10 protein-coding genes, 6 tRNA genes and 3 rRNA genes are annotated in these 21,561 nt (G+C 43.1%); 8 read left to right on the top strand and 11 right to left on the bottom strand.

From position 1 onward, the window contains the following. Positions 1 to 2: 2 nt before the first annotated feature. Both OC457_RS00190 and OC457_RS00185 read right to left on the bottom strand, forming a co-directional pair. Positions 3 to 78 (bottom strand) — tRNA-His (locus tag OC457_RS00190). A 35-nt stretch (positions 79 to 113) separates the two neighbouring features. Further along, positions 114 to 190 (bottom strand) — tRNA-Arg (locus OC457_RS00185). Between the two features lie 260 nt (positions 191 to 450). On the opposite strand from OC457_RS00185, the gene OC457_RS00180 reads away from it, so the two are divergent. Beyond that, the gene (locus OC457_RS00180) at positions 451 to 861 is read left to right on the top strand and encodes a c-type cytochrome (protein ID WP_080174226.1); all 411 of its coding nucleotides are present in this window, start codon (positions 451 to 453) and stop codon (positions 859 to 861) included. 94 nt (positions 862 to 955) lie between these two features. Here OC457_RS00180 and rep read toward each other — a convergent pair whose 3' ends face one another. Next, positions 956 to 2,971, bottom strand: a complete 2,016-nt coding sequence (gene rep / locus OC457_RS00175) for a DNA helicase Rep (protein WP_080174225.1) — start codon at positions 2,969 to 2,971, stop codon at positions 956 to 958. A 308-nt stretch (positions 2,972 to 3,279) separates the two neighbouring features. Here rep and OC457_RS00170 point away from each other — a divergent pair, with 308 nt between their 5' ends. The 6 genes from OC457_RS00170 to ubiK all read left to right on the top strand — a co-directional run bounded on the left by OC457_RS00170 (position 3,280) and on the right by ubiK (position 12,974). Next, complete coding sequence (locus OC457_RS00170; RefSeq protein ID WP_080174224.1) at positions 3,280 to 4,425, top strand: efflux RND transporter periplasmic adaptor subunit; 1,146 nt, start codon at positions 3,280 to 3,282, stop codon at positions 4,423 to 4,425. 13 nt (positions 4,426 to 4,438) lie between these two features. Further along, complete coding sequence (locus OC457_RS00165) at positions 4,439 to 7,579, top strand: efflux RND transporter permease subunit (protein ID WP_080174223.1); 3,141 nt, start codon at positions 4,439 to 4,441, stop codon at positions 7,577 to 7,579. A 230-nt stretch (positions 7,580 to 7,809) separates the two neighbouring features. Next, the gene (locus OC457_RS00160) at positions 7,810 to 8,376 is read left to right on the top strand and encodes a TetR/AcrR family transcriptional regulator (RefSeq protein WP_096777832.1); all 567 of its coding nucleotides are present in this window, start codon (positions 7,810 to 7,812) and stop codon (positions 8,374 to 8,376) included. A gap of 28 nt (positions 8,377 to 8,404) precedes the next feature. After that, positions 8,405 to 9,508 (top strand): efflux RND transporter periplasmic adaptor subunit, encoded by a 1,104-nt coding sequence (locus OC457_RS00155; protein ID WP_080174222.1) that lies wholly within the window; start codon positions 8,405 to 8,407, stop codon positions 9,506 to 9,508. 16 nt (positions 9,509 to 9,524) lie between these two features. Continuing rightward, positions 9,525 to 12,602 carry a multidrug efflux RND transporter permease subunit gene (locus OC457_RS00150; protein ID WP_080174221.1) on the top strand — a complete coding sequence of 1,026 codons (3,078 nt, stop codon included), beginning with the start codon at positions 9,525 to 9,527 and terminating at the stop codon, positions 12,600 to 12,602. 105 nt (positions 12,603 to 12,707) lie between these two features. Continuing rightward, positions 12,708 to 12,974 (top strand): ubiquinone biosynthesis accessory factor UbiK, encoded by a 267-nt coding sequence (gene ubiK / locus OC457_RS00145; RefSeq protein ID WP_080174220.1) that lies wholly within the window; start codon positions 12,708 to 12,710, stop codon positions 12,972 to 12,974. Between the two features lie 76 nt (positions 12,975 to 13,050). On the opposite strand, the gene ilvC is transcribed toward ubiK, so the two are convergent. Continuing rightward, positions 13,051 to 14,535, bottom strand: coding sequence for a ketol-acid reductoisomerase (ilvC, locus tag OC457_RS00140; RefSeq protein ID WP_080174219.1), 1,485 nt, complete (start codon positions 14,533 to 14,535; stop codon positions 13,051 to 13,053). Positions 14,536 to 14,671: 136 nt separating this feature from the next. Between ilvC and ilvY the strand changes: the two genes are divergently transcribed. After that, positions 14,672 to 15,541: an HTH-type transcriptional activator IlvY gene (ilvY, locus tag OC457_RS00135; protein WP_080174398.1), complete on the top strand. Its 870-nt coding sequence runs from the start codon at positions 14,672 to 14,674 to the stop codon at positions 15,539 to 15,541. 235 nt (positions 15,542 to 15,776) lie between these two features. Here the strand turns inward: ilvY and OC457_RS00130 are convergent. From OC457_RS00130 to OC457_RS00100, 7 genes are all read right to left on the bottom strand, one after another. Further along, a tRNA-Trp gene (locus tag OC457_RS00130) sits at positions 15,777 to 15,853 on the bottom strand. A gap of 36 nt (positions 15,854 to 15,889) precedes the next feature. Continuing rightward, a tRNA-Asp gene (locus OC457_RS00125) sits at positions 15,890 to 15,966 on the bottom strand. 32 nt (positions 15,967 to 15,998) lie between these two features. Further along, positions 15,999 to 16,114: ribosomal RNA gene (rrf, locus tag OC457_RS00120) — 5S ribosomal RNA — on the bottom strand. A gap of 137 nt (positions 16,115 to 16,251) precedes the next feature. Further along, positions 16,252 to 19,145: ribosomal RNA gene (locus OC457_RS00115) — 23S ribosomal RNA — on the bottom strand. A gap of 304 nt (positions 19,146 to 19,449) precedes the next feature. Continuing rightward, positions 19,450 to 19,525 (bottom strand) — tRNA-Ala (locus tag OC457_RS00110). Positions 19,526 to 19,569: 44 nt separating this feature from the next. Then, positions 19,570 to 19,646: transfer RNA gene (locus OC457_RS00105), tRNA-Ile, on the bottom strand. Positions 19,647 to 19,719: 73 nt separating this feature from the next. After that, a 16S ribosomal RNA gene (locus OC457_RS00100) occupies positions 19,720 to 21,264 on the bottom strand. The 16S, 23S and 5S rRNA genes sit together here with 4 tRNA genes alongside, the layout of an rRNA operon. Positions 21,265 to 21,561 lie beyond the last annotated feature (297 nt).

Raw genomic sequence — 21,561 nt, 5'->3', positions numbered from 1 at the left:
TATGGGGTGGCTAACGAGGCTTGAACTCGCGACAACCGGAATCACAATCCGGGACTCTACCAACTGAGCTATAGCCACCAATGTTTTATTACCTTTGCCAATACGACCGGATATGGTGCGCCCGAAAGGATTCGAACCTTCGGCCTTTGGCTCCGGAGGCCAACGCTCTATCCAGCTGAGCTACGGGCGCCTTGCCCTATCGACGGAGGTGAATATTACGGATCAGAACGCTACTCGGCAAGTGTTTTTTTTTGTTTTTGTTCTGCTCGCTGAATTTATCAACAAATCGATGCTGATTCGTATCATACACAACGTAACATCGACCTTGATCATTCACCATAATTGCTATACTTACAAAAATGCAACATCTACTATCAGTCTAACTTAAACGGGCGATTTAACGCCGAGTTTTATTCTTCCCTTCTTATTGGATGTATAAAGGTGCTCAAAATGGATTTATCTTTACGACAATGGCTCGTTTCTATTGCTGTTGGGGTTGGTTTCTCTAACATAGCAATGGCAACCGATATGTCAGCAACCGCTATCTATGATCGAATAAAACCCACAGGTAATATACATATCGAAGGATCAACACCACCCCCTGTTACTGCCACGACGTCAATACGAACAGGCCAAGCAATTTATGACCAATATTGTGCCTCTTGCCATAATTCTGGATTGATGGGCGCACCACAAAAAGGGAATGCTGATGATTGGGCTGCTCGCATAAGCCAAGGTGATGCGGTGCTCGCCAAGCATGCTATTGAAGGCTTTAATGCTATGCCCGCAAAAGGGGCCTGTATGGATTGCAGCGATGAGGAAATTATTGCGGCCATCAACTATATGATAAAACCTAATTAAAACCGTCTCATATAGTGATTAGCAATAAGCCCATTGAATTATAAATAAAGGGGAGCAATCCCCCTTATTTTATAAGTAAATCTTACCCTACTGGTTATTTCTTAAATAAATTACGAATATTGGCAATATGGGCTTGACCTTTTTGCATTCGCTCTTCAGCTGTAACGGGTTTACGCTCACTTTCCCACTCTAAATCATCTTGTGGTAACTCATATAAAAAGCGACTGGGTTCTGGTTTAATTAACTCACCATACTGACGACGCTCTTTACATAGCGTGAACGTTAGCTCTCGTTGCGCGCGAGTGATTCCAACATAAGCAAGGCGACGCTCTTCATCAACATTATCTTCATCAATACTGGTTTGATGCGGCAAAATACCTTCTTCAGTACCAATCAAAAATACATAAGGGAATTCCAAGCCTTTAGATGCGTGCAAGGTCATTAACTGCACTTGATCAGCATCGCTGTCATCCTCACCACGCTCCATCATGTCGCGCAATGTTAACCGCTGCACGACTTCTTTAAGGGTTTTAACTTCATTATCGTAGTTATCGCCCTCTAAATCAGCAGTGATCCAGCTGTATAAATCAGAGACATTTTTCATTCTCATTTCAGCCGCTTTTGGACTCGCTGATGTTTCATAAAGCCAATCTTCATAATGAATATCACGCACTAACTGACGTACAGCAGCCACGGTATCGCCCCGTTCAGCATTATCTGTTAGCTGATTAATCCAATGAGTAAAGCGCTGTAATGACTCCAAACCTCGCCCAGAAAGATGCTGTTCAAGCCCCATTTCAAAACTGGCAGCAAACAAACTTTTCCCCCGCATATTAGCGTATGTTCCCAACTTTTCGAGGGTAACTGGGCCAATTTCACGACGTGGTGTGTTCACTATCCGTAAAAAAGCATTGTCGTCATCAGGGTTAGTTAATACACGTAAATACGCCATCATATCTTTGATTTCAACCCGTGAGAAAAATGAGGTGCCACCAGAAATCTTATAGGGAATTCGGTTTTGCATTAACGCTTTTTCAAATAATCGCGACTGGTGATTGCCGCGGTATAAAATCGCATAATCTTTATAAGCGGTGTTATTCATAAATCGATGCGCGATCAATTCACCAACGACTTTTTCGGCTTCATGCTCTTCATTTTTAGCGGTCAACACTTTCAACATCGCCCCATCAGGGATTGCAGAAAACAGTGCTTTTTCAAATAAGTGGGGGTTATTAGCAATAAGAATATTGGCAGTTCGTAGAATACGACTGGTTGAGCGGTAATTTTGCTCAAGCTTAACCACTTTAAGATTAGGGAAGTCTTTATTAAGTAAGGCTAAATTTTCGGGCTGTGCACCACGCCACGAATAAATTGACTGATCATCATCACCTACTACTGTAAATCGCGCCCGTTCACCAACCAATAACTTCACAAATAAATATTGGCTAGTATTGGTATCTTGGTACTCATCCACCAGCAAATAACGAATGCGATTTTGCCACCGCTGACGTACCTCTTGATTATCGCGCAGCAACAACACTGGCATTAAAATCAGATCATCAAAATCTAGGGCGTTATAAGCTTTCATTTGACGTTGGTACATTTCATAGCAATGGGCAAACAATTGATCACGCTCAGTTTGTGCGCGGCCAGCAGCATCAACTGGCGATAACATGTCATTTTTCCAATTTGAAATGGTTGACTGTAATTGCTTTAATAAATCTTTATCACCGTCAAGTTCTTCTTCGGTTAATTCTTTCAATAACGCCATCTGATCTTGATCGTCAAATAATGAAAAATTGGCCTTTAAACCTAAATATTTACACTCTCGACGCACAATATTAAGCCCCAAAGTATGGAAAGTTGACACCATCAACCCTTTGGATTCTTGACGACCTAATGTTTGACCAACACGTTCTTTCATTTCACGTGCTGCTTTGTTGGTAAAGGTTAACGCTGCAATATTACGTGCTTTATAGTCACACTTTTGCACTAAATAAGCGATTTTATTGGTAATTACACGCGTCTTACCCGATCCGGCTCCAGCCAAGACTAAGCACGGCCCGGAAACGTATTTAACTGCTTCTGTTTGCCTTGGGTTCAGTTTCATTAGTTATCCTGACGTCATTAAAAATTGAGCGCATGTTGACGCGCTTTAATTACAAATCTATTCACTTTACATGGAATAGTGCTTTCACCATCCATCAACATTTGTTGCAGTTTCATTATTTAAACAACTTAAATAGTCGATTTAAAATTAATCGATTACATAAGGTCTAAAATAAATCAGAGCAAATAGAACTCGATTCTAAATCAGAGTAAATGTTGATTACAAAACAGCAAATAAACGTTACATTACTGTTAAATAATTAATTAAATATTTAACAGCGCTTATATTGCTTAAATTTAGGAGATTTCATGCGGAAAATCGCAGCCATTGCTACCATTATCAGCTTAACGCTAGGGCTATCAGCTTGTGACCAAAACACATCCAAAGACCAAACTCAACAAGCAGCAAAAAGTGTACCGGTAGATACATTGATTGTTAGTTCTCACCCTCAAGCTATTCATGTAGAACTCCCTGGTCGTAGTAAAGCCTATCTTGAAGCAGAGGTTCGTCCGCAAGTATCAGGTATTATTACTGAGCGTAGCTTTACTGAAGGTGGCGATGTTCGTAAAGGGGAATCATTATATAGTATTGATTCTGCCCCTTATAACGCCGCTTATCTCAGTGCTAAAGCCAGTTTGGCTCAAGCACAAGCTAACCTAGATTCTGCTCAAGCACTTGCTAAGCGTAGCCAAACATTGGTTAACCGTGGCGCAATCAGTAAACAAACCTATGATGATAACCAAGCAAAATACAAAGTTGCTCTTGCTGGCATTGAAGTCGCTAAGGCCAGTGTTAACAAAGCTAAAATAGATCTTAATTATACCAAAGTTAAAGCACCAATTGCGGGTCGTATTGGTCAATCATCCGTTACACCAGGTGCATTAGTCAGTGCGGGGCAAGCGCAAGTACTAGCCACTATCCAACAACTTGATCCCATTAATGTTGATATCGCTCAATCAAGTACTCAGCTATTACGCCTGAAATCTGCGTTAAAGCAAGGCGAACTAAAGGCCAGTGATAATGCTGACGTCGAGTTAATCCTTGAAGATGGTACCGTTTACTCTCATCACGGCAAGCTACAGTTCGCTGAAGTGAATGTCGATCCCAACACCGGCTCAGTTACGCTACGAGCTGAATTCCCCAATCCAGATGGCGTCTTATTGCCAGGAATGTATGTTCGTGCAGTCCTAAACACAGGCACAGATCCTAAAGCCATATTAATTCCACAAAAAGCGATTACCCGTAACAGTAAAGGCCAAGCCACTACGATGGTTGTTGGTGCTGGCAATAAAGTTGAATCACGCATGGTGACCACAGCAGAAGCAATTGATCATCAATGGCGTATTACTAGCGGACTTAAAGATGGCGACCAAGTTATTGTGGATGGCTTACAGAAAATCCGCCCAGGGGTTGTCGTTGAACCAACACCAGTAACTGCCACTCAGTCACAATAATAGGGAATAAACTATGGCTCGTTTCTTTATCGATCGCCCTATTTTTGCATGGGTGATCGCTATCATTGTAATGCTAGCTGGTGTGTTATCCATTTTAAAACTACCAGTATCACAATACCCTAGCATTGCGCCACCAACGGTTGTAATCAGTGCAAACTATCCAGGCGCTAATGCTAAAACCATGGAAGATACGGTAACGCAGGTTATCGAACAACGTATGACAGGTATTGACCACCTACGTTATTTGTCATCAACCAGTGATAGCTTTGGTAATACGCAAATTACTCTGACCTTTAATGCCGAAGCTGATCCGGATATTGCTCAAGTACAAGTGCAAAACAAATTACAATCAGCATTGCCTTTACTGCCAATGGAAGTGCAGCAGCAAGGTGTTAAGGTTAACAAATCAAGTTCAAGCTTTCTGATGGTGGTCGGATTCTATTCCGCAGATGGGTCAATGGATAAAAATGACATTTCGGACTACATCAGTTCCAATGTGTCAGATCCAATGAGTCGTGTTGCAGGTGTAGGTGAAATCCAAACGTTTGGTGCCCAATATGCAATGCGTATTTGGCTTGATCCTCTTAAACTAACAAAATATAACCTAACCAGTATTGATGTCATTGCTGCTATCAAAGAACAAAATGCGCAAGTCTCTGCCGGTCAGCTTGGTGCCTCGCCATCACTGCCAGGTCAAGAGCTTAACGCCACCGTATCTGCACAAAGTCGTTTAAAAACGCCACAGCAGTTTAAGAACATTATTGTTAAATCGGATTCTTCTGGTGCTAAAGTACATTTAAGTGATGTTGCACGGGTTGAATTAGGCGCTGAAGACTACTCAGTACAAGTATTTTATAACGGTAAACAAGCCAGTGGTTTAGGTATTAAACTGGCTACAGGTGCTAATGCCCTTGCAACGGCGGAAGCGGTCAAAGCTAAAGTTGAAGAGTTAAAGCCATTCTTTCCTGAAGGGTTAACGGCTGTTTACCCTTACGACACCACACCGTTTGTTGAGAAATCAATTGAAGGGGTGGTTCATACACTATTTGAAGCGGTGGCACTGGTGTTTATCATCATGTACCTTTTCTTACAGAACTTTCGAGCGACCTTGATTCCGACCATTGCTGTCCCAGTGGTATTACTCGGTACTTTTGCTGTTTTATCCATGGCAGGTTTTTCAATCAATACCTTAACTATGTTTGCCATGGTTTTGGCGATCGGCTTGCTGGTTGATGATGCGATAGTGGTGGTGGAAAACGTCGAACGTGTTATGCATGAAGAGGGCTTAAGTGCTGTTGAAGCAACACGAAAATCGATGGATCAAATTACTGGCGCTCTAGTCGGTATCGCATTAACCCTTTCTGCTGTATTTGTACCAATGGCATTTATGTCTGGTTCTACTGGTGTTATTTATCGTCAATTCTCGATAACCATTGTAACGGCAATGGCACTCTCAGTATTGGTAGCAATGATCCTCACCCCTGCACTTTGTGCCACCATGCTTAAACCTGTTGAACATGGTAGTAATGAAAAAGGCTTCTTTGGTTGGTTTAACCGTACTTTTGACAACTTAACCAAACGTTATGAGTCCAGTGTCGCTGCAATGATCAAACGCTCAATTCGCGTTATGTTGATCTTCCTTGGCCTAACCGTCGCTGTTGGCTGGATGTTCACCCGTATGCCAACCTCATTCTTACCCGATGAAGATCAAGGTATCTTATTTAGTCAGGCAATATTGCCCGTCAACTCCACTCAAGAACAAACCCAAGAAGTAATGGATAAAGTTTCTGACTTCTATCTAAATCAAGAAAAAGACGCTGTCGCAAGTGTATTTAGCGTCTCTGGATTTAGTTTTGCGGGTAGTGGTCAAAACATGGGTATGGCATTTATCAGTCTAAAAGATTGGTCAGATCGCCAACTACCCGGCATGGATGTGAACTCAATAGTCAATCGCTCGATGGCTTACTTTCAACACATCAAAAATGCAATGGTATTCTCATTCGCGCCACCTGCAGTGGTTGAATTAGGTACTGCCAGCGGCTTTGATTTTTATCTTCAAGATCGTAGCGGTCAAGGGCATGAAAAATTGATTGCAGCTCGAAACCAATTACTTAAATTAGCATCGGAAAATCCTAATTTAGTCGGGGTTCGTCCAAATGGTCAAGAAGATGCACCAATGTATCAAATCACTATCGACCAAGCGAAGATCCGCGCTTTAGGTGTTGATATTCAATCAGTAAACCAAGTGCTAGGAACGGCTTGGGGTAGTTCATACGTCAATGACTTCATCGACCGTGGACGAGTGAAAAAAGTCTTCGTTCAAGGTGATGCTAACTTCCGCATGAAACCGGGTGATCTTGATACTTGGTATGTCCGTAACAACCAAGGTGAAATGGTGCCATTCTCAGCTTTTGCAACAGGTGAGTGGCAATATGCTTCACCACGTTTAGAACGTTTTAATGCTACGCCTGCGGTTAATATTCAAGGGGGGGTTGTTAAGGGTTACAGTACAGGTCAGGCAATGCTCGATATTGAAGCGATGGTGAAGAAATTACCACCAGGCTTTGGGGTTGAGTGGAATGGTTTATCCTATGAAGAACGCCTATCGGGTAACCAAGCACCAATGCTTTATTCGTTATCCATCTTGGTGGTGTTCTTAGTTCTAGCTGCGCTTTATGAAAGCTGGTCAGTACCTTTTGCGGTGGTATTAGTGGTACCGCTCGGTATTATCGGTGCACTATTAGCGATGAATGGTCGAGGCATGCCAAACGATGTCTTCTTCCAAGTAGGACTATTAACAACCGTAGGTCTGGCAACTAAAAACGCCATTTTGATCGTAGAATTTGCCAAAGAATACTACGAAAAAGGAGCGGGATTAGTCGAGGCAACATTGCATGCGGTACGTGTTCGTTTACGTCCAATTATCATGACATCACTGGCGTTCGGTCTTGGTGTTGTACCATTGGCAATCAGTACTGGTGTTGGTTCTGGTGGTAAAAACGCTATTGGTACTGCGGTACTTGGCGGTATGTTAAGTTCGACTTTCTTAGGTATTTTCTTTATTCCGATTTTCTTCGTGGTAGTAGAACGTATCTTTAGTCGCGGCAAAGATAAATCAACCACCGATGACACACCACCAACACAGCAACCCTAATAATTTAAACCGCAACTAACATTAAAGCCCATGTCTATTTGATATGGGCTTTTTTTTGTTTTTTCCTCGTTACAACTCATCATTCTTAACCTAATAAACCTCATCTCAACGATCACGTTATTAAATTAATGATATAAAACTGTAAATAAGGCTTGCGAATCAATCATCAAATTCTACAATAGCGATGAATGAACATTCATTCATACTAATTGAATTGAATATAAACAACGATGAAAGACAAAAAAGAGCGAATATTAGCCGCAACTGAAAAGCTATTAGCTACCCATGGTTTTCATGGATTATCCATGCAAATGGTTGCTAAAGAGGCTCAAGTTGCAACAGGCACTATTTATCGCTATTTCAACGATAAAGACGATTTACTGCATCAACTCCATGAACATATTTTAGGTTATATCGCAAAAAAAATTAGCCATAATATTAACGATAGTATGTCACTTAAACAGCGCTACCGTACGATGTGGCTTAACCTATGGCATATGTCTGTTAATGGTGAGGCACCATTAATTAATCAAGGGCAATTTCAACATCTGCCTCGAGATAATTCTTATGAAAAAAAAGTAATAAAAAAACAACTTTTTAACTGCGTTAATCAAATGTTTGATGAAGGTAAAGCCTGTCAACTATTTAAACCACTTGATAACGAAATTTTAAGTACACTTAGTTTAGATACGAGTTGTTATTTAGCTCGTCGAAAAATCAATGATGGTTTAGAGATCACTGATAGCGAGCTTAATGCTGCTATTGATGCCTCTTGGGACGCCATTATTCAGCATTAATATTATATATTCCGGAGTACTCCTCACAATGAAAAAATGGATCGTGATGTTACTTATTGCCCTTCTGCTATTTGGAAGCGTAATTGGTTTCAATCTTTTTAAAGAGCATAAAATAGCTGAGTATATGGCAAATATGCCAGAAGCTAACTATCCGGTAACGGCTACCACAACTAAAGCAGAAAATTGGTATCCATCTCTGCAAGCGATTGGTTTTATTGAACCAATGCAAGGTGTAACTTTAACGTCAGAAGCTGCTGGTGTGATTAGCAAAATTAATTTTGAATCAGGCCAAAAGGTAAAAGCGGGGCAATTATTGGTATCAATCAACTCTAATGTTGAACAATCAAGCCTACAAAGTACGGAAGCAAAACTACCTTCAGTAGAAGCCTCTTACCAACGTTATAAAGATCTTTATCGTAAAGGATCAGTATCAAAATCGAGCCTTGATGAAGCACAAGCTAACTATCTTGCGTTAGTGGCTCAAATCAAATCATTAAAAGAATCAATTCAACGTCGTAATATCAGCGCACCTTTTGCCGGTGAAATTGGTCTACGTAATGTTTATCTAGGTCAATACATTCAGCCTGGTACTAAAATTATTCGTTTAGAAGACACGACAACCATGCGTTTCCGCTTTACCGTGCCACAAACGGATATCTCTAAAATCAAAATTGGCCAAGCCGTTGACATCAATATTGATGCTTACAAAAACACCAATTTCAAAGGCCTTATTACTGCGATTGAGCCTGCTGTTAATGCTCAAACAGGTTTAATTCAGGTACAAGCTGATATTCCTAACAGTGGTGGCATGTTACGTAGCGGTATGTTTGCGCGCGCACGTGTTATTCAACCCGTTATTGCCGATCAAATCGTGGTTCCTCAAACAGCGATTACATATACCCTTTACGGCGACACGGTGTATGTTCTTCGCAAAGTTGATGGCAAATTACGCGCTATGCAAACCGTGGTAAACACAGGTTTAAATAAAGGCAATGAAGTACGAATTCTTTCAGGCTTAAAAGCTGGAGAGCAGATCGTCACTAGCGGTCAAATTCGTCTTAGCAACAAGTCATTAGTGCACATCGTTGAAAATGACGCACTAAAGGCTCCTGCTGAAATCCCATTGTTGTAATTGGAGAACGCTCAGGATGCGCTTTACTGATATATTCATCAGACGCCCGGTACTCGCAATTTCGATCAGTTTAATGATCGCATTGCTTGGTCTACAGGCGATATTCAAAATGCAGGTTCGTCAATATCCGGACATGACAAATACGGTCGTCACCGTAAGTACAGCTTACTACGGTGCCAGTGCTGATCTTATTCAAGGTTTTATCACTCAGCCACTGGAACAAGCGATTGCTCAAGCGGATAACATCGACTACATAACAGCCCAAAGTACCATGGGTATGTCGACAATCACTGTGCAAATGAAATTGAACACCAACCCTAACGCGGCGTTGGCTGATATTCTTGCTAAAGTAAACTCGGTACGTGCTCAACTACCAAAAGAAACTCAAGATCCAACCATTTCACTCTCTACTGGTGGTGGTACGGGGGTGCTCTACCTTGGCTTTACAAGTAAGACATTAAGCTCAAGTCAAATCACTGACTACCTTGAACGTGTAGTAAAACCGCAGTTATTTACGGTTGGTGGTGTGGCAAAAGTAGACATGTATGGTGGTGTACCGTTTGCATTACGGGTCTGGCTTGATCCTCAAAAAATGGCAGCATTTAATTTATCTGCTAGTGATGTGGCTCAAGTATTACAAGCAAATAACTATCAGTCTGCTGTTGGCCAAGCTAACAATGACTTTGTGTTATATAACGGTAGTGCTAATACCCAATCAAACAGTCCAGAAACACTAGAAAAACTAGTTGTATCAAGTGATAACGGTCAAGTTATCCGTTTAGGTGACATTGCAAAAGTAACATTATCACGCAGCAGTGATAGCTACCGAGCAACAGCAAATGGTCAAGAAGCCGTAGTTGGTGCGATTGAAGCGGCACCAAGTGCCAACCCTATCGATATTGCTAAAGACGTTCGTGAATTATTACCAACCATTGAACGTAACATGCCAAGCACCATCAAAATGACAATCATGTATGACTCAACGATTGCGATTAATGACTCGATTCATGAAGTTATTAAAACCATTCTTGAAGCTGCATTGATCGTATTAGTGGTTATTGCCCTGTTTATCGGTTCACTACGCTCAGTTATTATTCCGATAATTACGATTCCACTATCATTAATTGGTGTGGCACTAGTAATGCAAATGTTTGATTTCTCATGGAATCTTATGACATTGCTGGCTCTGGTTCTGGCCATCGGTTTGGTGGTCGATGATGCTATCGTGGTCTTGGAAAACGTTGAACGTCATATCAAACTTGGTCAAACGCCATTTAGAGCCGCCATTCTTGGTACACGTGAAATTGCTATTCCCGTAATTTCAATGACGATTGCTTTAGGTGCAGTATATGCGCCAATAGCATTAATGGGTGGTCTTACAGGTTCATTATTTAAAGAGTTTGCATTAACCCTTGCGGGCGCAGTATTTATTTCAGGTATTATTGCCTTAACACTATCGCCGGTAATGTGTGCAACCTTCCTTAAACAAAATGAAGCACCAAATAAATTTGAATTAATGGTCCATGGCTTTCTTGATCGACTAACATTGCGTTATGAGAAAATGCTTCATGGCATCATGCACATGCGTCCAGTTGTAATCGTTTTTGCTATCTGTGCTTGTGCAAGCTTACCGTTCTTATTTAAGTTTATTCCAAGTGAATTAGCACCGGCTGAAGATAATGGTGTCGTGGTATTTATGGGTACAGCACCTGCAAACGCCAACCTTGATTTCATTCAAGACACTATGGATCAAGTTAATAAAGTATTAACTGCAGAAAAAAGTGTTGAGTATGCGCAGATCTTCTCAGGTATTCCATCGGCTAACCAAGCGTTTGGTCTAGCAACATTAAAACCATGGAGTCAACGCGATCAAAGTCAAACTGACGTGGCAAATGATGTAACTGAAAAAATCAAAAATATTCCCCAAATGGCGATTACTGCTTTCCAAATGCCAAGCCTTCCAGGTGCAGGTTCTGGTTTGCCAGTACAGTTTGTTATCACCACACCTAACAACTTTAAGAGCCTCTTCCAAGTGGCTGCTGAAATGTTGACTAAGGTAAAAGATAACCCAATGTTCGTTTACTCAGATTTAGACTTAAAGTATGACTCTGCGACAATGAACATTGATATCGACAAAGATAAAGCGGGAGCCTATGGCGTAACCATGCAAGCAATTGGTAATACGCTAAGTACCATGTTAGCCGGTGGTGACATTAACCGCGTTGATATTTTAGGTCGTTCTTATAAAGTAATTCCACAAGTTGAGCGTAAAAATCGTTTTAATCCAAAAGATTTAAATAATTATTACGTTAAGACCAGCAGTGGTGATTTAATTCCATTAGGTAGCTTAGTCACTATCAAGGTCACTCCAGCGCCACCAACATTACCAAGCTTTAACCAACAAAATGCGGCAACCATCGGAGCAGTATTAGCACCAGGTACCTCAATTGGTGAAGCGGTAAGCTGGTTAAATACTGAGTCAGCTAAAGTATTACCAAAAGGCTATGGCCATAACTACTTAGGTGAAAGTCGTCAGTATGTGACTGAAGGTAATGCGCTATACGCTACCTTTGGTCTAGCACTTGCAATTATTTTCTTAGTGCTTGCGATTCAATTTGAATCACTACGCGATCCATTAGTGATCCTAGTATCAGTACCATTAGCAATTTGTGGTGCACTGATTGCCCTCGCGTGGGGTGCGACAACACTCAACATTTACTCGCAAATAGGTTTGATAACCCTCATAGGCTTGATAACCAAACACGGCATATTGATTTGTGAAGTAGCCAAAGAAGAACAACTCTTCCACGGTAAAAACCGCATGGATGCTGTTATGGAAGCAGCGAAGATCCGTCTTCGTCCAATCCTAATGACAACCTGTGCAATGATTGCAGGTCTAATACCGCTATTGTATGCATCAGGTGCAGGTGCTGCATCGCGTTTCAGTATTGGTATTGTTATCGTTGCAGGTTTATCTATCGGTACGTTATTTACTTTGTTTGTATTGCCAGTTATCTATACGTTCTTGGCAAGTGAACATAAACCACTACCAGTATTTGTTGAAGATGATGATGGTGTAGACAACCACTTCTAATTTACTAAAACAAAAAAGGGCGCTGAATCATCAGCGCCCTTTTCTTTTCACTGCAACCACAATTACAATGGCTAATCACGATTTTCGCAACGGAGTAAGCGAATCATGTTCGATCCAAAGAAACTTGAGCAAGTAGCTAAACAAATTCAAGATGCAATGCCTAAACCAGTAAAAGATCTAGGCAATGATGTTGAACAAAAAGTACGTCAGGTGATCCAAGCACAACTAGGGAAACTGGATGTTGTCACTCGGGAAGAGTTTGACGTTCAAACTCAAGTGCTACTACGTACTCGCCAAAAGCTCACTGAGCTTGAGCAAAAGCTAGCAGCATTTGAAGCTAAACTTAATGCTGATGACAACAATAAAGCTTAAGTAACTCTTACTGCACCAACAAAAAGCCCTGTCATTAATGAACTGGGCTTTTTTTAATTAAAATGTATATTGAAGTTTAACCACCAACAGCAATATGCTTCATATCTTTCATATAACCACGTAGTTGCTTACCAATTATTTCAACTGGATGATTACGTAGTGCTTCATTCACTTCAATTAACTTTTGGTTATCAACAAAGTTAGTCGTTGTAGCCAAACCATGACCAATCACATCCGTTGTTACCGTAGCCATGAAATGATCACGTAATAGCGGTGTCGCCACATTCGCAAATAAATAGTTACCATATTCTGCAGTATCAGAGATAACCACATTCATTTCATACAGACGCTTACGAGCAACAGTATTCGCAATTAAAGGCAGTTCATGTAATGACTCGTAATATGCTGACTCATCAATAATACCTGACGCTGTCATCGCTTCAAAAGCTAACTCAACCCCAGCACGCACCATTGCAACCATCAAAATACCGTGATCAAAGTATTCTTGTTCTGAAATTTGAATATCAGATTGTGGGTAGTTTTCAAATTGTGTTTCAGCAGTTTCACCACGCCAGCCTAATAACTCAGCATCATCATTAGCCCAATCAGCCATCATCGTACTTGAGAAGTGACCTGAAATAATGTCATCCATATGTTTGTTATATAGTGGACGCATAAGATCTTTTAGCTGCTCAGATAAATCAAACGCGGCAACTTTAGCTGGGTTTGAAAGACGATCCATCATATGAGTAACGCCGCCAAACTTCAGCGCTTCAGTGATAGTTTCCCAACCAAATTGAAGTAATTTACCTGCATATTCTGGTGCAATACCATCAGCCAGCATTTTTTCATAACAAACAATTGAACCAGCTTGTAGCATGCCACATAAAATAGTTTGTTCACCCATCAGGTCAGACTTCACTTCCGCCACAAACGATGACTCAAGTACACCCGCACGATGACCCCCAGTTGCAGCAGCCCATGCTTTAGCAATTTCAAGGCCATCACCTTGTGGATCGTTTTCAGGGTGAACCGCAATCAAGGTTGGTACACCAAAACCACGCTTGTATTCTTCACGTACTTCCGTACCTGGACACTTAGGTGCAACCATTACTACGGTTAAATCTTGACGGATTAGCATCCCTTCTTCAACGATATTAAAACCATGAGAGTAACCCAATGCCGCGCCTTGCTTCATCAGTGGCATCACCGTTTCAACTACATTGGTGTGTTGTTTATCTGGTGTCAGATTTACCACCAAATCAGCATTCGGAATCAGTTGTTCATAGCTACCAACTTCAAAACCATTATCACGCGCATTTTTAAATGATGGACGTTGCTCATCAATAGCAGCCTGACGCAGTGCGTAAGCAACATTCAAGCCTGAATCACGCATATTAAGGCCTTGGTTAAGACCTTGTGCGCCACATCCGACAATAACCACTTTTTTACCCTTCAGGTAATCAGCTTCAGTCGCAAATTCAGCACGATCCATAAAACGACAACGGCCCAGTTGATCTAACTGCTGGCGTAAATTTAAGGTATTGAAATAATTAGCCATAACAACAAACTCCGTGAAAAATATTAATCCTTGGTTCGATATTTATTTATCGAATAGAGTGATAGTAGATCAGGTAACTTGTTGCGAAAAGTGCTATATTCACAACAATCAATTGCAAATTATGCAACATAAGCCAATGAACATTAAAAACTTGCAACTTTTTCTTCACCTCAGTGATTCGCTAAGTTTCCATCACACAGCTCAATCAATGCATATCAGTCCATCAGCTCTTAGTCGCGTCATTCAACGTCTAGAACAAGAGTTAGGACAAAGCTTATTCAATCGCGATAATCGCCATGTTGAGCTTACGATGGCAGGGAAAAAACTAATTCCGGTCGCGACCACAATTGTTGCTAACTGGTTATCACTGAAAACAGAATTAAATAGTGATAGCTCGATACTTCAAGGAAAGTTAAAAATATTTTGCTCAGTCACTGCAAGTTATACTCATTTACCTGCAATATTAACCGCTTTTCGCCAACGTTATCCGCAAATAGAAATTCAGTTATTAACTGGAGACTCTGCACTAGCGATCGATAAAATTCTTACAGATGAAGCAGATGTCGCTATTACAGCCAAACCAGAACAGCTTTCAACTAAATTAACTTATATAGAATTAGATCATATTCCACTATCAGTAATCTCGCCTACTATTGCGCCGCCAGCAATTCAACAGCTATTAGATCAAGGTCCAAATTGGCAAGCACTGCCTTTTATTATTGCGGAGTCAGGCCCAGCAAGATCGCGGGCTAATTCGTGGTTTAAACAAAAAAAGATTTCACCGCCTATTTATGCGCAAATTTCTGGCCATGAAGCCATTGTGAGTATGGTTGCTTTGGGGTGTGGTATTGGGATTGCGCCTGATGTTGTTATCAATAACAGTCCAATGAATGATAAAGTGCAGCGTTTTCCAGCGGAATTGATTGCACCATTAAGTTTAGGGCTTTGTTGTAAACAATCACGCCATCAAGAAAAGGTATTAAAAGCATTACTTCAATTATTTTAATATAGTAAAAATAATAGTCACTTTTTTCCCACTTCAGTAAAACTTAAATTATATAGATATAAAAATTCTCACATTACCGTCGAGGCTTTCTTGATGATGACGGGATGGAGAGATTCAAACACCCAACACGCGCTGATTTTTGGTATGGCGAATCCGCTGATCTATTCGTTGTCGGCGATCTAAATTATACAGATGTAAAAAAGCCCCGACATTTCTGTCGAGGCTTTCTTGAAAATGGCAGGGGTGGAGAGATTCGAACTCCCAACACGCGGATTTGGAATCCGCTGCTCTGCCAGTTGGAGCTACACCCCTGTAGTTATTTTAAAGACTTAACTCTGTCTTAAATAATGGCGGAGTGGACGGGACTCGAACCCGCGACCCCCGGCGTGACAGGCCGGTATTCTAACCAACTGAACTACCACTCCGCAGTGTCTATTCAGCATTTAAGCAATTTGAAGCCTGGCGATGTCCTACTCTCACATGGGGAGACCCCACACTACCATCGGCGCTATTACGTTTCACTACTGAGTTCGGCATGGGATCAGGTGGGTCCATAACGCTATGGTCGCCAAGCAAATTCTGTTTTATTTATTACCTTGTAGCAATAAATAGCAATCTGGGAAAATCTAACTAGTTGTTCTCAACACGCATTCAAGCATTTGTAGAGTCCGTCTCTTCTCTTTTGAGAAGAAAAACCCCTTGGGTGTTGTATGGTTAAGCCTCACGGGCAATTAGTATCAGTTAGCTCAATGCCTCGCAGCACTTACACACCTGACCTATCAACGTTGTAGTCTTCAACAACCCTTTAGAGACCTTAAAGGTCTAGGGATGACTCATCTTGAGGCTCGCTTCCCGCTTAGATGCTTTCAGCGGTTATCGATTCCGAACTTAGCTACCGGGCAATGCATCTGGCGATACAACCCGAACACCAGCGGTTCGTCCACTCCGGTCCTCTCGTACTAGGAGCAGCCCCTCTCAATCATCCAACGCCCACGGCAGATAGGGACCGAACTGTCTCACGACGTTCTAAACCCAGCTCGCGTACCACTTTAAATGGCGAACAGCCATACCCTTGGGACCGACTTCAGCCCCAGGATGTGATGAGCCGACATCGAGGTGCCAAACACCGCCGTCGATATGAACTCTTGGGCGGTATCAGCCTGTTATCCCCGGAGTACCTTTTATCCGTTGAGCGATGGCCCTTCCATTCAGAACCACCGGATCACTATGACCTGCTTTCGCACCTGCTCGAATTGTCATTCTCGCAGTCAAGCGGGCTTATGCCATTGCACTAACCTCACGATGTCCGACCGTGATTAGCCCACCTTCGTGCTCCTCCGTTACTCTTTGGGAGGAGACCGCCCCAGTCAAACTACCCACCAGGCACTGTCCGTAACCCCGATAAGGGGTCGACGTTAGAACATCAAGCATACAAGGGTGGTATTTCAAGATTGACTCCACAACCACTGGCGCGGTTGCTTCAACGTCTCCCACCTATCCTACACATGTAGGGTCAATGTTCAGTGCCAAGCTATAGTAAAGGTTCACGGGGTCTTTCCGTCTAGCCGCGGGTACACAGCATCTTCACTGCGATTTCAATTTCACTGAGTCTCGGGTGGAGACAGCGTGGCCATCATTACGCCATTCGTGCAGGTCGGAACTTACCCGACAAGGAATTTCGCTACCTTAGGACCGTTATAGTTACGGCCGCCGTTTACCGGGGCTTCGATCAAGAGCTTCGACCGAAGTCTAACCCCATCAATTAACCTTCCGGCACCGGGCAGGCGTCACACCGTATACGTCATCTTTCGATTTTGCACAGTGCTGTGTTTTTAATAAACAGTTGCAGCCACCTGGTATCTGCGACTCCCGGCAGCTTAGAGAGCAAGTCTCATCACCGCTAGGAGCGTACCTTCTCCCGAAGTTACGGTACCATTTTGCCTAGTTCCTTCACCCGAGTTCTCTCAAGCGCCTTGGTATTCTCTACCTGATCACCTGTGTCGGTTTGGGGTACGATTTCTTATAATCTGAAGCTTAGAAGCTTTTCCCGGAAGCATGGCATCAATGACTTCACTACCGTAGTAGCTCGACATCGTATCTCAGCCTTAAGATGGTCCGGATTTGCCTAAACCATCAGCCTACATACTTGGACCTGGACAACCGTCGCCAGGCTCACCTAGCCTTCTCCGTCCCTCCATCGCAATTATAAGAAGTACGGGAATATTAACCCGTTTCCCATCGACTACGCCTTTCGGCCTCGCCTTAGGGGTCGACTTACCCTGCCCCGATTAACGTTGGACAGGAACCCTTGATCTTCCGGCGAGGGAGTTTTTCACTCCCTTTATCGTTACTCATGTCAGCATTCGCACTTCTGATACCTCCAGCACACTTTACAATGCACCTTCAACGGCTTACAGAACGCTCCCCTACCCAATATGAACAAGTTCACATTGCCGCAGCTTCGGTGTATAGCTTAGCCCCGTTAAATCTTCCGCGCAGGCCGACTCGACCAGTGAGCTATTACGCTTTCTTTAAATGATGGCTGCTTCTAAGCCAACATCCTGGCTGTCTGAGCCTTCCCACATCGTTTCCCACTTAGCTATAACTTTGGGACCTTAGCTGGCGGTCTGGGTTGTTTCCCTCTTCACGACGGACGTTAGCACCCGCCGTGTGTCTCCCGGATATTACTTACTGGTATTCGGAGTTTGCAAAGGGTTGGTAAGTCGGGATGACCCCCTAGCCTTAACAGTGCTCTACCCCCAGTAGTATTCGTCCGAGGCGCTACCTAAATAGCTTTCGGGGAGAACCAGCTATCTCCGAGTTTGATTGGCCTTTCACCCCTAGCCACAAGTCATCCGCTAATTTTTCAACATTAGTCGGTTCGGTCCTCCAGTAAGTGTTACCTCACCTTCAACCTGCCCATGGCTAGATCACTCGGTTTCGGGTCTAATCCTAGCAACTAATTCGCCCAGTTAAGACTCGGTTTCCCTACGGCTCCCCTAAACGGTTAACCTTGCTACTAAAATTAAGTCGCTGACCCATTATACAAAAGGTACGCAGTCACCCAACAAGTGGGCTCCTACTGCTTGTACGTACACGGTTTCAGGTTCTATTTCACTCCCCTCACAGGGGTTCTTTTCGCCTTTCCCTCACGGTACTGGTTCACTATCGGTCAGTCAGGAGTATTTAGCCTTGGAGGATGGTCCCCCCATGTTCAAACAGGATATCACGTGTCCCGTCCTACTCGATTTCACTAATAAAGCGTTGTTGGTTACGGGGCTATCACCCTGTATCGCGGTACTTTCCAGAACCTTCACCTAACGCTGAACTAACTTAAGGGCTAATCCGGTTTCGCTCGCCGCTACTACCGGAATCTCGGTTGATTTCTCTTCCTCGGGGTACTTAGATGTTTCAGTTCCCCCGGTTCGCTTCATTAACCTATGTATTCAGTTAATGATACTAGCTTATGCTAGTGGGTTTCCCCATTCGGAAATCCCAGACTCAAGTGGCTTTTACTGCCTAATCTGGGCTTATCGCAAGTTAATACGTCCTTCATCGCCTCTGACTGCCAAGGCATCCACCGTGTACGCTTAGTCACTTAACCATACAACCCCAAGAGGTCTTGTATGTTCAAACAACCAAGGTTTGTGTTTAATAATCCGATCAAGAAAATATTAAACATTGGTTTTTCGCCGGACTCGATACAAGACACTTGAATGTGTGTTGTTTTGAGAACTCGTTTTTATTCTTCTTTTACAAGAAGCAACAAAAACATTTTTTAAAATTAATCTTTCGATTAAATTTACTAGTCAGCTTTCCAGATTGTTAAAGAACATGTAATCATCGTTAGATAACCACTTTTTAAAAACACTTTTCATCTCTATAAAAAGAGAAGTATGTTTAAAGAGTGGTGGAGCTATGCGGGATCGAACCGCAGACCTCCTGCGTGCAAGGCAGGCGCTCTCCCAGCTGAGCTATAACCCCAACGATTTAAAAGACTGTACCACCACTTTTTCTGGGAGAAAAAGTGGTGGGTCTGAGTGGACTCGAACCACCGACCTCACCCTTATCAGGGGTGCGCTCTAACCACCTGAGCTACAGACCCAAGTCTTTTTACGTTCTACATTTTAACCAAGCAATCTGTGTGGACACTGCATAAAACAGTATAAGTCTTTAGGTAAGGAGGTGATCCAGCCCCAGGTTCCCCTAGGGCTACCTTGTTACGACTTCACCCCAGTCATGAACCACACCGTGGTAAACGCCCTCCCGAAGGTTAAGCTATCTACTTCTGGTGCAGCCCACTCCCATGGTGTGACGGGCGGTGTGTACAAGGCCCGGGAACGTATTCACCGTGACATTCTGATTCACGATTACTAGCGATTCCGACTTCATGGAGTCGAGTTGCAGACTCCAATCCGGACTACGACGTACTTTGTGGGATTCGCTCACTATCGCTAGTTTGCAGCCCTCTGTATACGCCATTGTAGCACGTGTGTAGCCCTACTCGTAAGGGCCATGATGACTTGACGTCGTCCCCACCTTCCTCCGGTTTATCACCGGCAGTCTCCCTGGAGTTCCCACCATTACGTGCTGGCAAACAAGGATAAGGGTTGCGCTCGTTGCGGGACTTAACCCAACATTTCACAACACGAGCTGACGACAGCCATGCAGCACCTGTCTCAGAGTTCCCGAAGGCACTAAGCTATCTCTAGCGAATTCTCTGGATGTCAAGAGTAGGTAAGGTTCTTCGCGTTGCATCGAATTAAACCACATGCTCCACCGCTTGTGCGGGCCCCCGTCAATTCATTTGAGTTTTAATCTTGCGACCGTACTCCCCAGGCGGTCTACTTAACGCGTTAGCTCCGAAAGCCACGGCTCAAGGCCACAACCTTCAAGTAGACATCGTTTACGGCGTGGACTACCAGGGTATCTAATCCTGTTTGCTCCCCACGCTTTCGCATCTGAGCGTCAGTCTTTGTCCAGGGGGCCGCCTTCGCCACCGGTATTCCTTCAGATCTCTACGCATTTCACCGCTACACCTGAAATTCTACCCCCCTCTACAAGACTCTAGTCTGCCAGTTCAAAATGCTGTTCCGAGGTTGAGCCCCGGGCTTTCACATCTTGCTTAACAGACCGCCTGCATGCGCTTTACGCCCAGTAATTCCGATTAACGCTCGCACCCTCCGTATTACCGCGGCTGCTGGCACGGAGTTAGCCGGTGCTTCTTCTGTTGCTAACGTCAAACAGCTAAGCTATTAACTTAACTGCCTTCCTCACAACTGAAAGTACTTTACAACCCGAAGGCCTTCTTCATACACGCGGCATGGCTGCATCAGGGTTTCCCCCATTGTGCAATATTCCCCACTGCTGCCTCCCGTAGGAGTCTGGACCGTGTCTCAGTTCCAGTGTGGCTGATCATCCTCTCAGACCAGCTAGGGATCGTCGCCTTGGTGAGCCATTACCCCACCAACTAGCTAATCCCACCTGGGCTAATCCTGACGCGAGAGGCCCGAAGGTCCCCCTCTTTGCTCCGAAGAGATTATGCGGTATTAGCTATCGTTTCCAATAGTTATCCCCCACATCAGGGTATATTCCCAGGCATTACTCACCCGTCCGCCGCTCGTCAGCATTGATAGCAAGCTATCAATCTGTTACCGCTCGACTTGCATGTGTTAGGCCTGCCGCCAGCGTTCAATCTGAGCCATGATCAAACTCTTCAATTAAAGTTTTGTTGTCTCTTTCGAAACGGCTCAATGAATACTGACTTCAAAACTAACTCTTCATAAATAAAGAGTGTAATTTTAAAGCTATTATCGTTCCAACAGAACGATAATGAATTGACTGTGCCAAATAATCTTCTCTATAAATAGATTGGGTTATTTGTATTGGTCACTCAGTTCATTGATAAATCTTTCGACTTAACTATTCAACGAGTGCCCACACAGATTGCATGGTCAAATTGTTAAAGAACATTCTTCTTGAAATGACCAAACATTTAACTGTTTAATCGTTTCGTTGAA

The organism is Photobacterium toruni, from assembly GCF_024529955.1.
GTDB lineage: Bacteria > Pseudomonadota > Gammaproteobacteria > Enterobacterales > Vibrionaceae > Photobacterium > Photobacterium toruni.
The sequence above is the reverse complement of the archived record's forward strand: the minus strand, read 5'-3'. Positions and strand labels throughout refer to the sequence as shown.

Bases quoted from the DNA above. Each gene is read 5' to 3' on its own strand.
- OC457_RS00150 (WP_080174221.1), top strand. From the start codon at position 9,525: ATGCGCTTTACTGATATATTCATCAGACGCCCGGTACTCGCAATTTCG.
- OC457_RS00155 (WP_080174222.1), top strand. From the start codon at position 8,405: ATGAAAAAATGGATCGTGATGTTACTTATTGCCCTTCTGCTATTTGGA.
- ubiK (WP_080174220.1), top strand. From the start codon at position 12,708: ATGTTCGATCCAAAGAAACTTGAGCAAGTAGCTAAACAAATTCAAGAT.
- ilvC (WP_080174219.1), bottom strand. From the start codon at position 14,535: ATGGCTAATTATTTCAATACCTTAAATTTACGCCAGCAGTTAGATCAA.
- OC457_RS00160 (WP_096777832.1), top strand. From the start codon at position 7,810: ATGAAAGACAAAAAAGAGCGAATATTAGCCGCAACTGAAAAGCTATTA.
- ilvY (WP_080174398.1), top strand. From the start codon at position 14,672: ATGAACATTAAAAACTTGCAACTTTTTCTTCACCTCAGTGATTCGCTA.
- OC457_RS00170 (WP_080174224.1), top strand. From the start codon at position 3,280: ATGCGGAAAATCGCAGCCATTGCTACCATTATCAGCTTAACGCTAGGG.
- OC457_RS00165 (WP_080174223.1), top strand. From the start codon at position 4,439: ATGGCTCGTTTCTTTATCGATCGCCCTATTTTTGCATGGGTGATCGCT.
- OC457_RS00180 (WP_080174226.1), top strand. From the start codon at position 451: ATGGATTTATCTTTACGACAATGGCTCGTTTCTATTGCTGTTGGGGTT.
- rep (WP_080174225.1), bottom strand. From the start codon at position 2,971: ATGAAACTGAACCCAAGGCAAACAGAAGCAGTTAAATACGTTTCCGGG.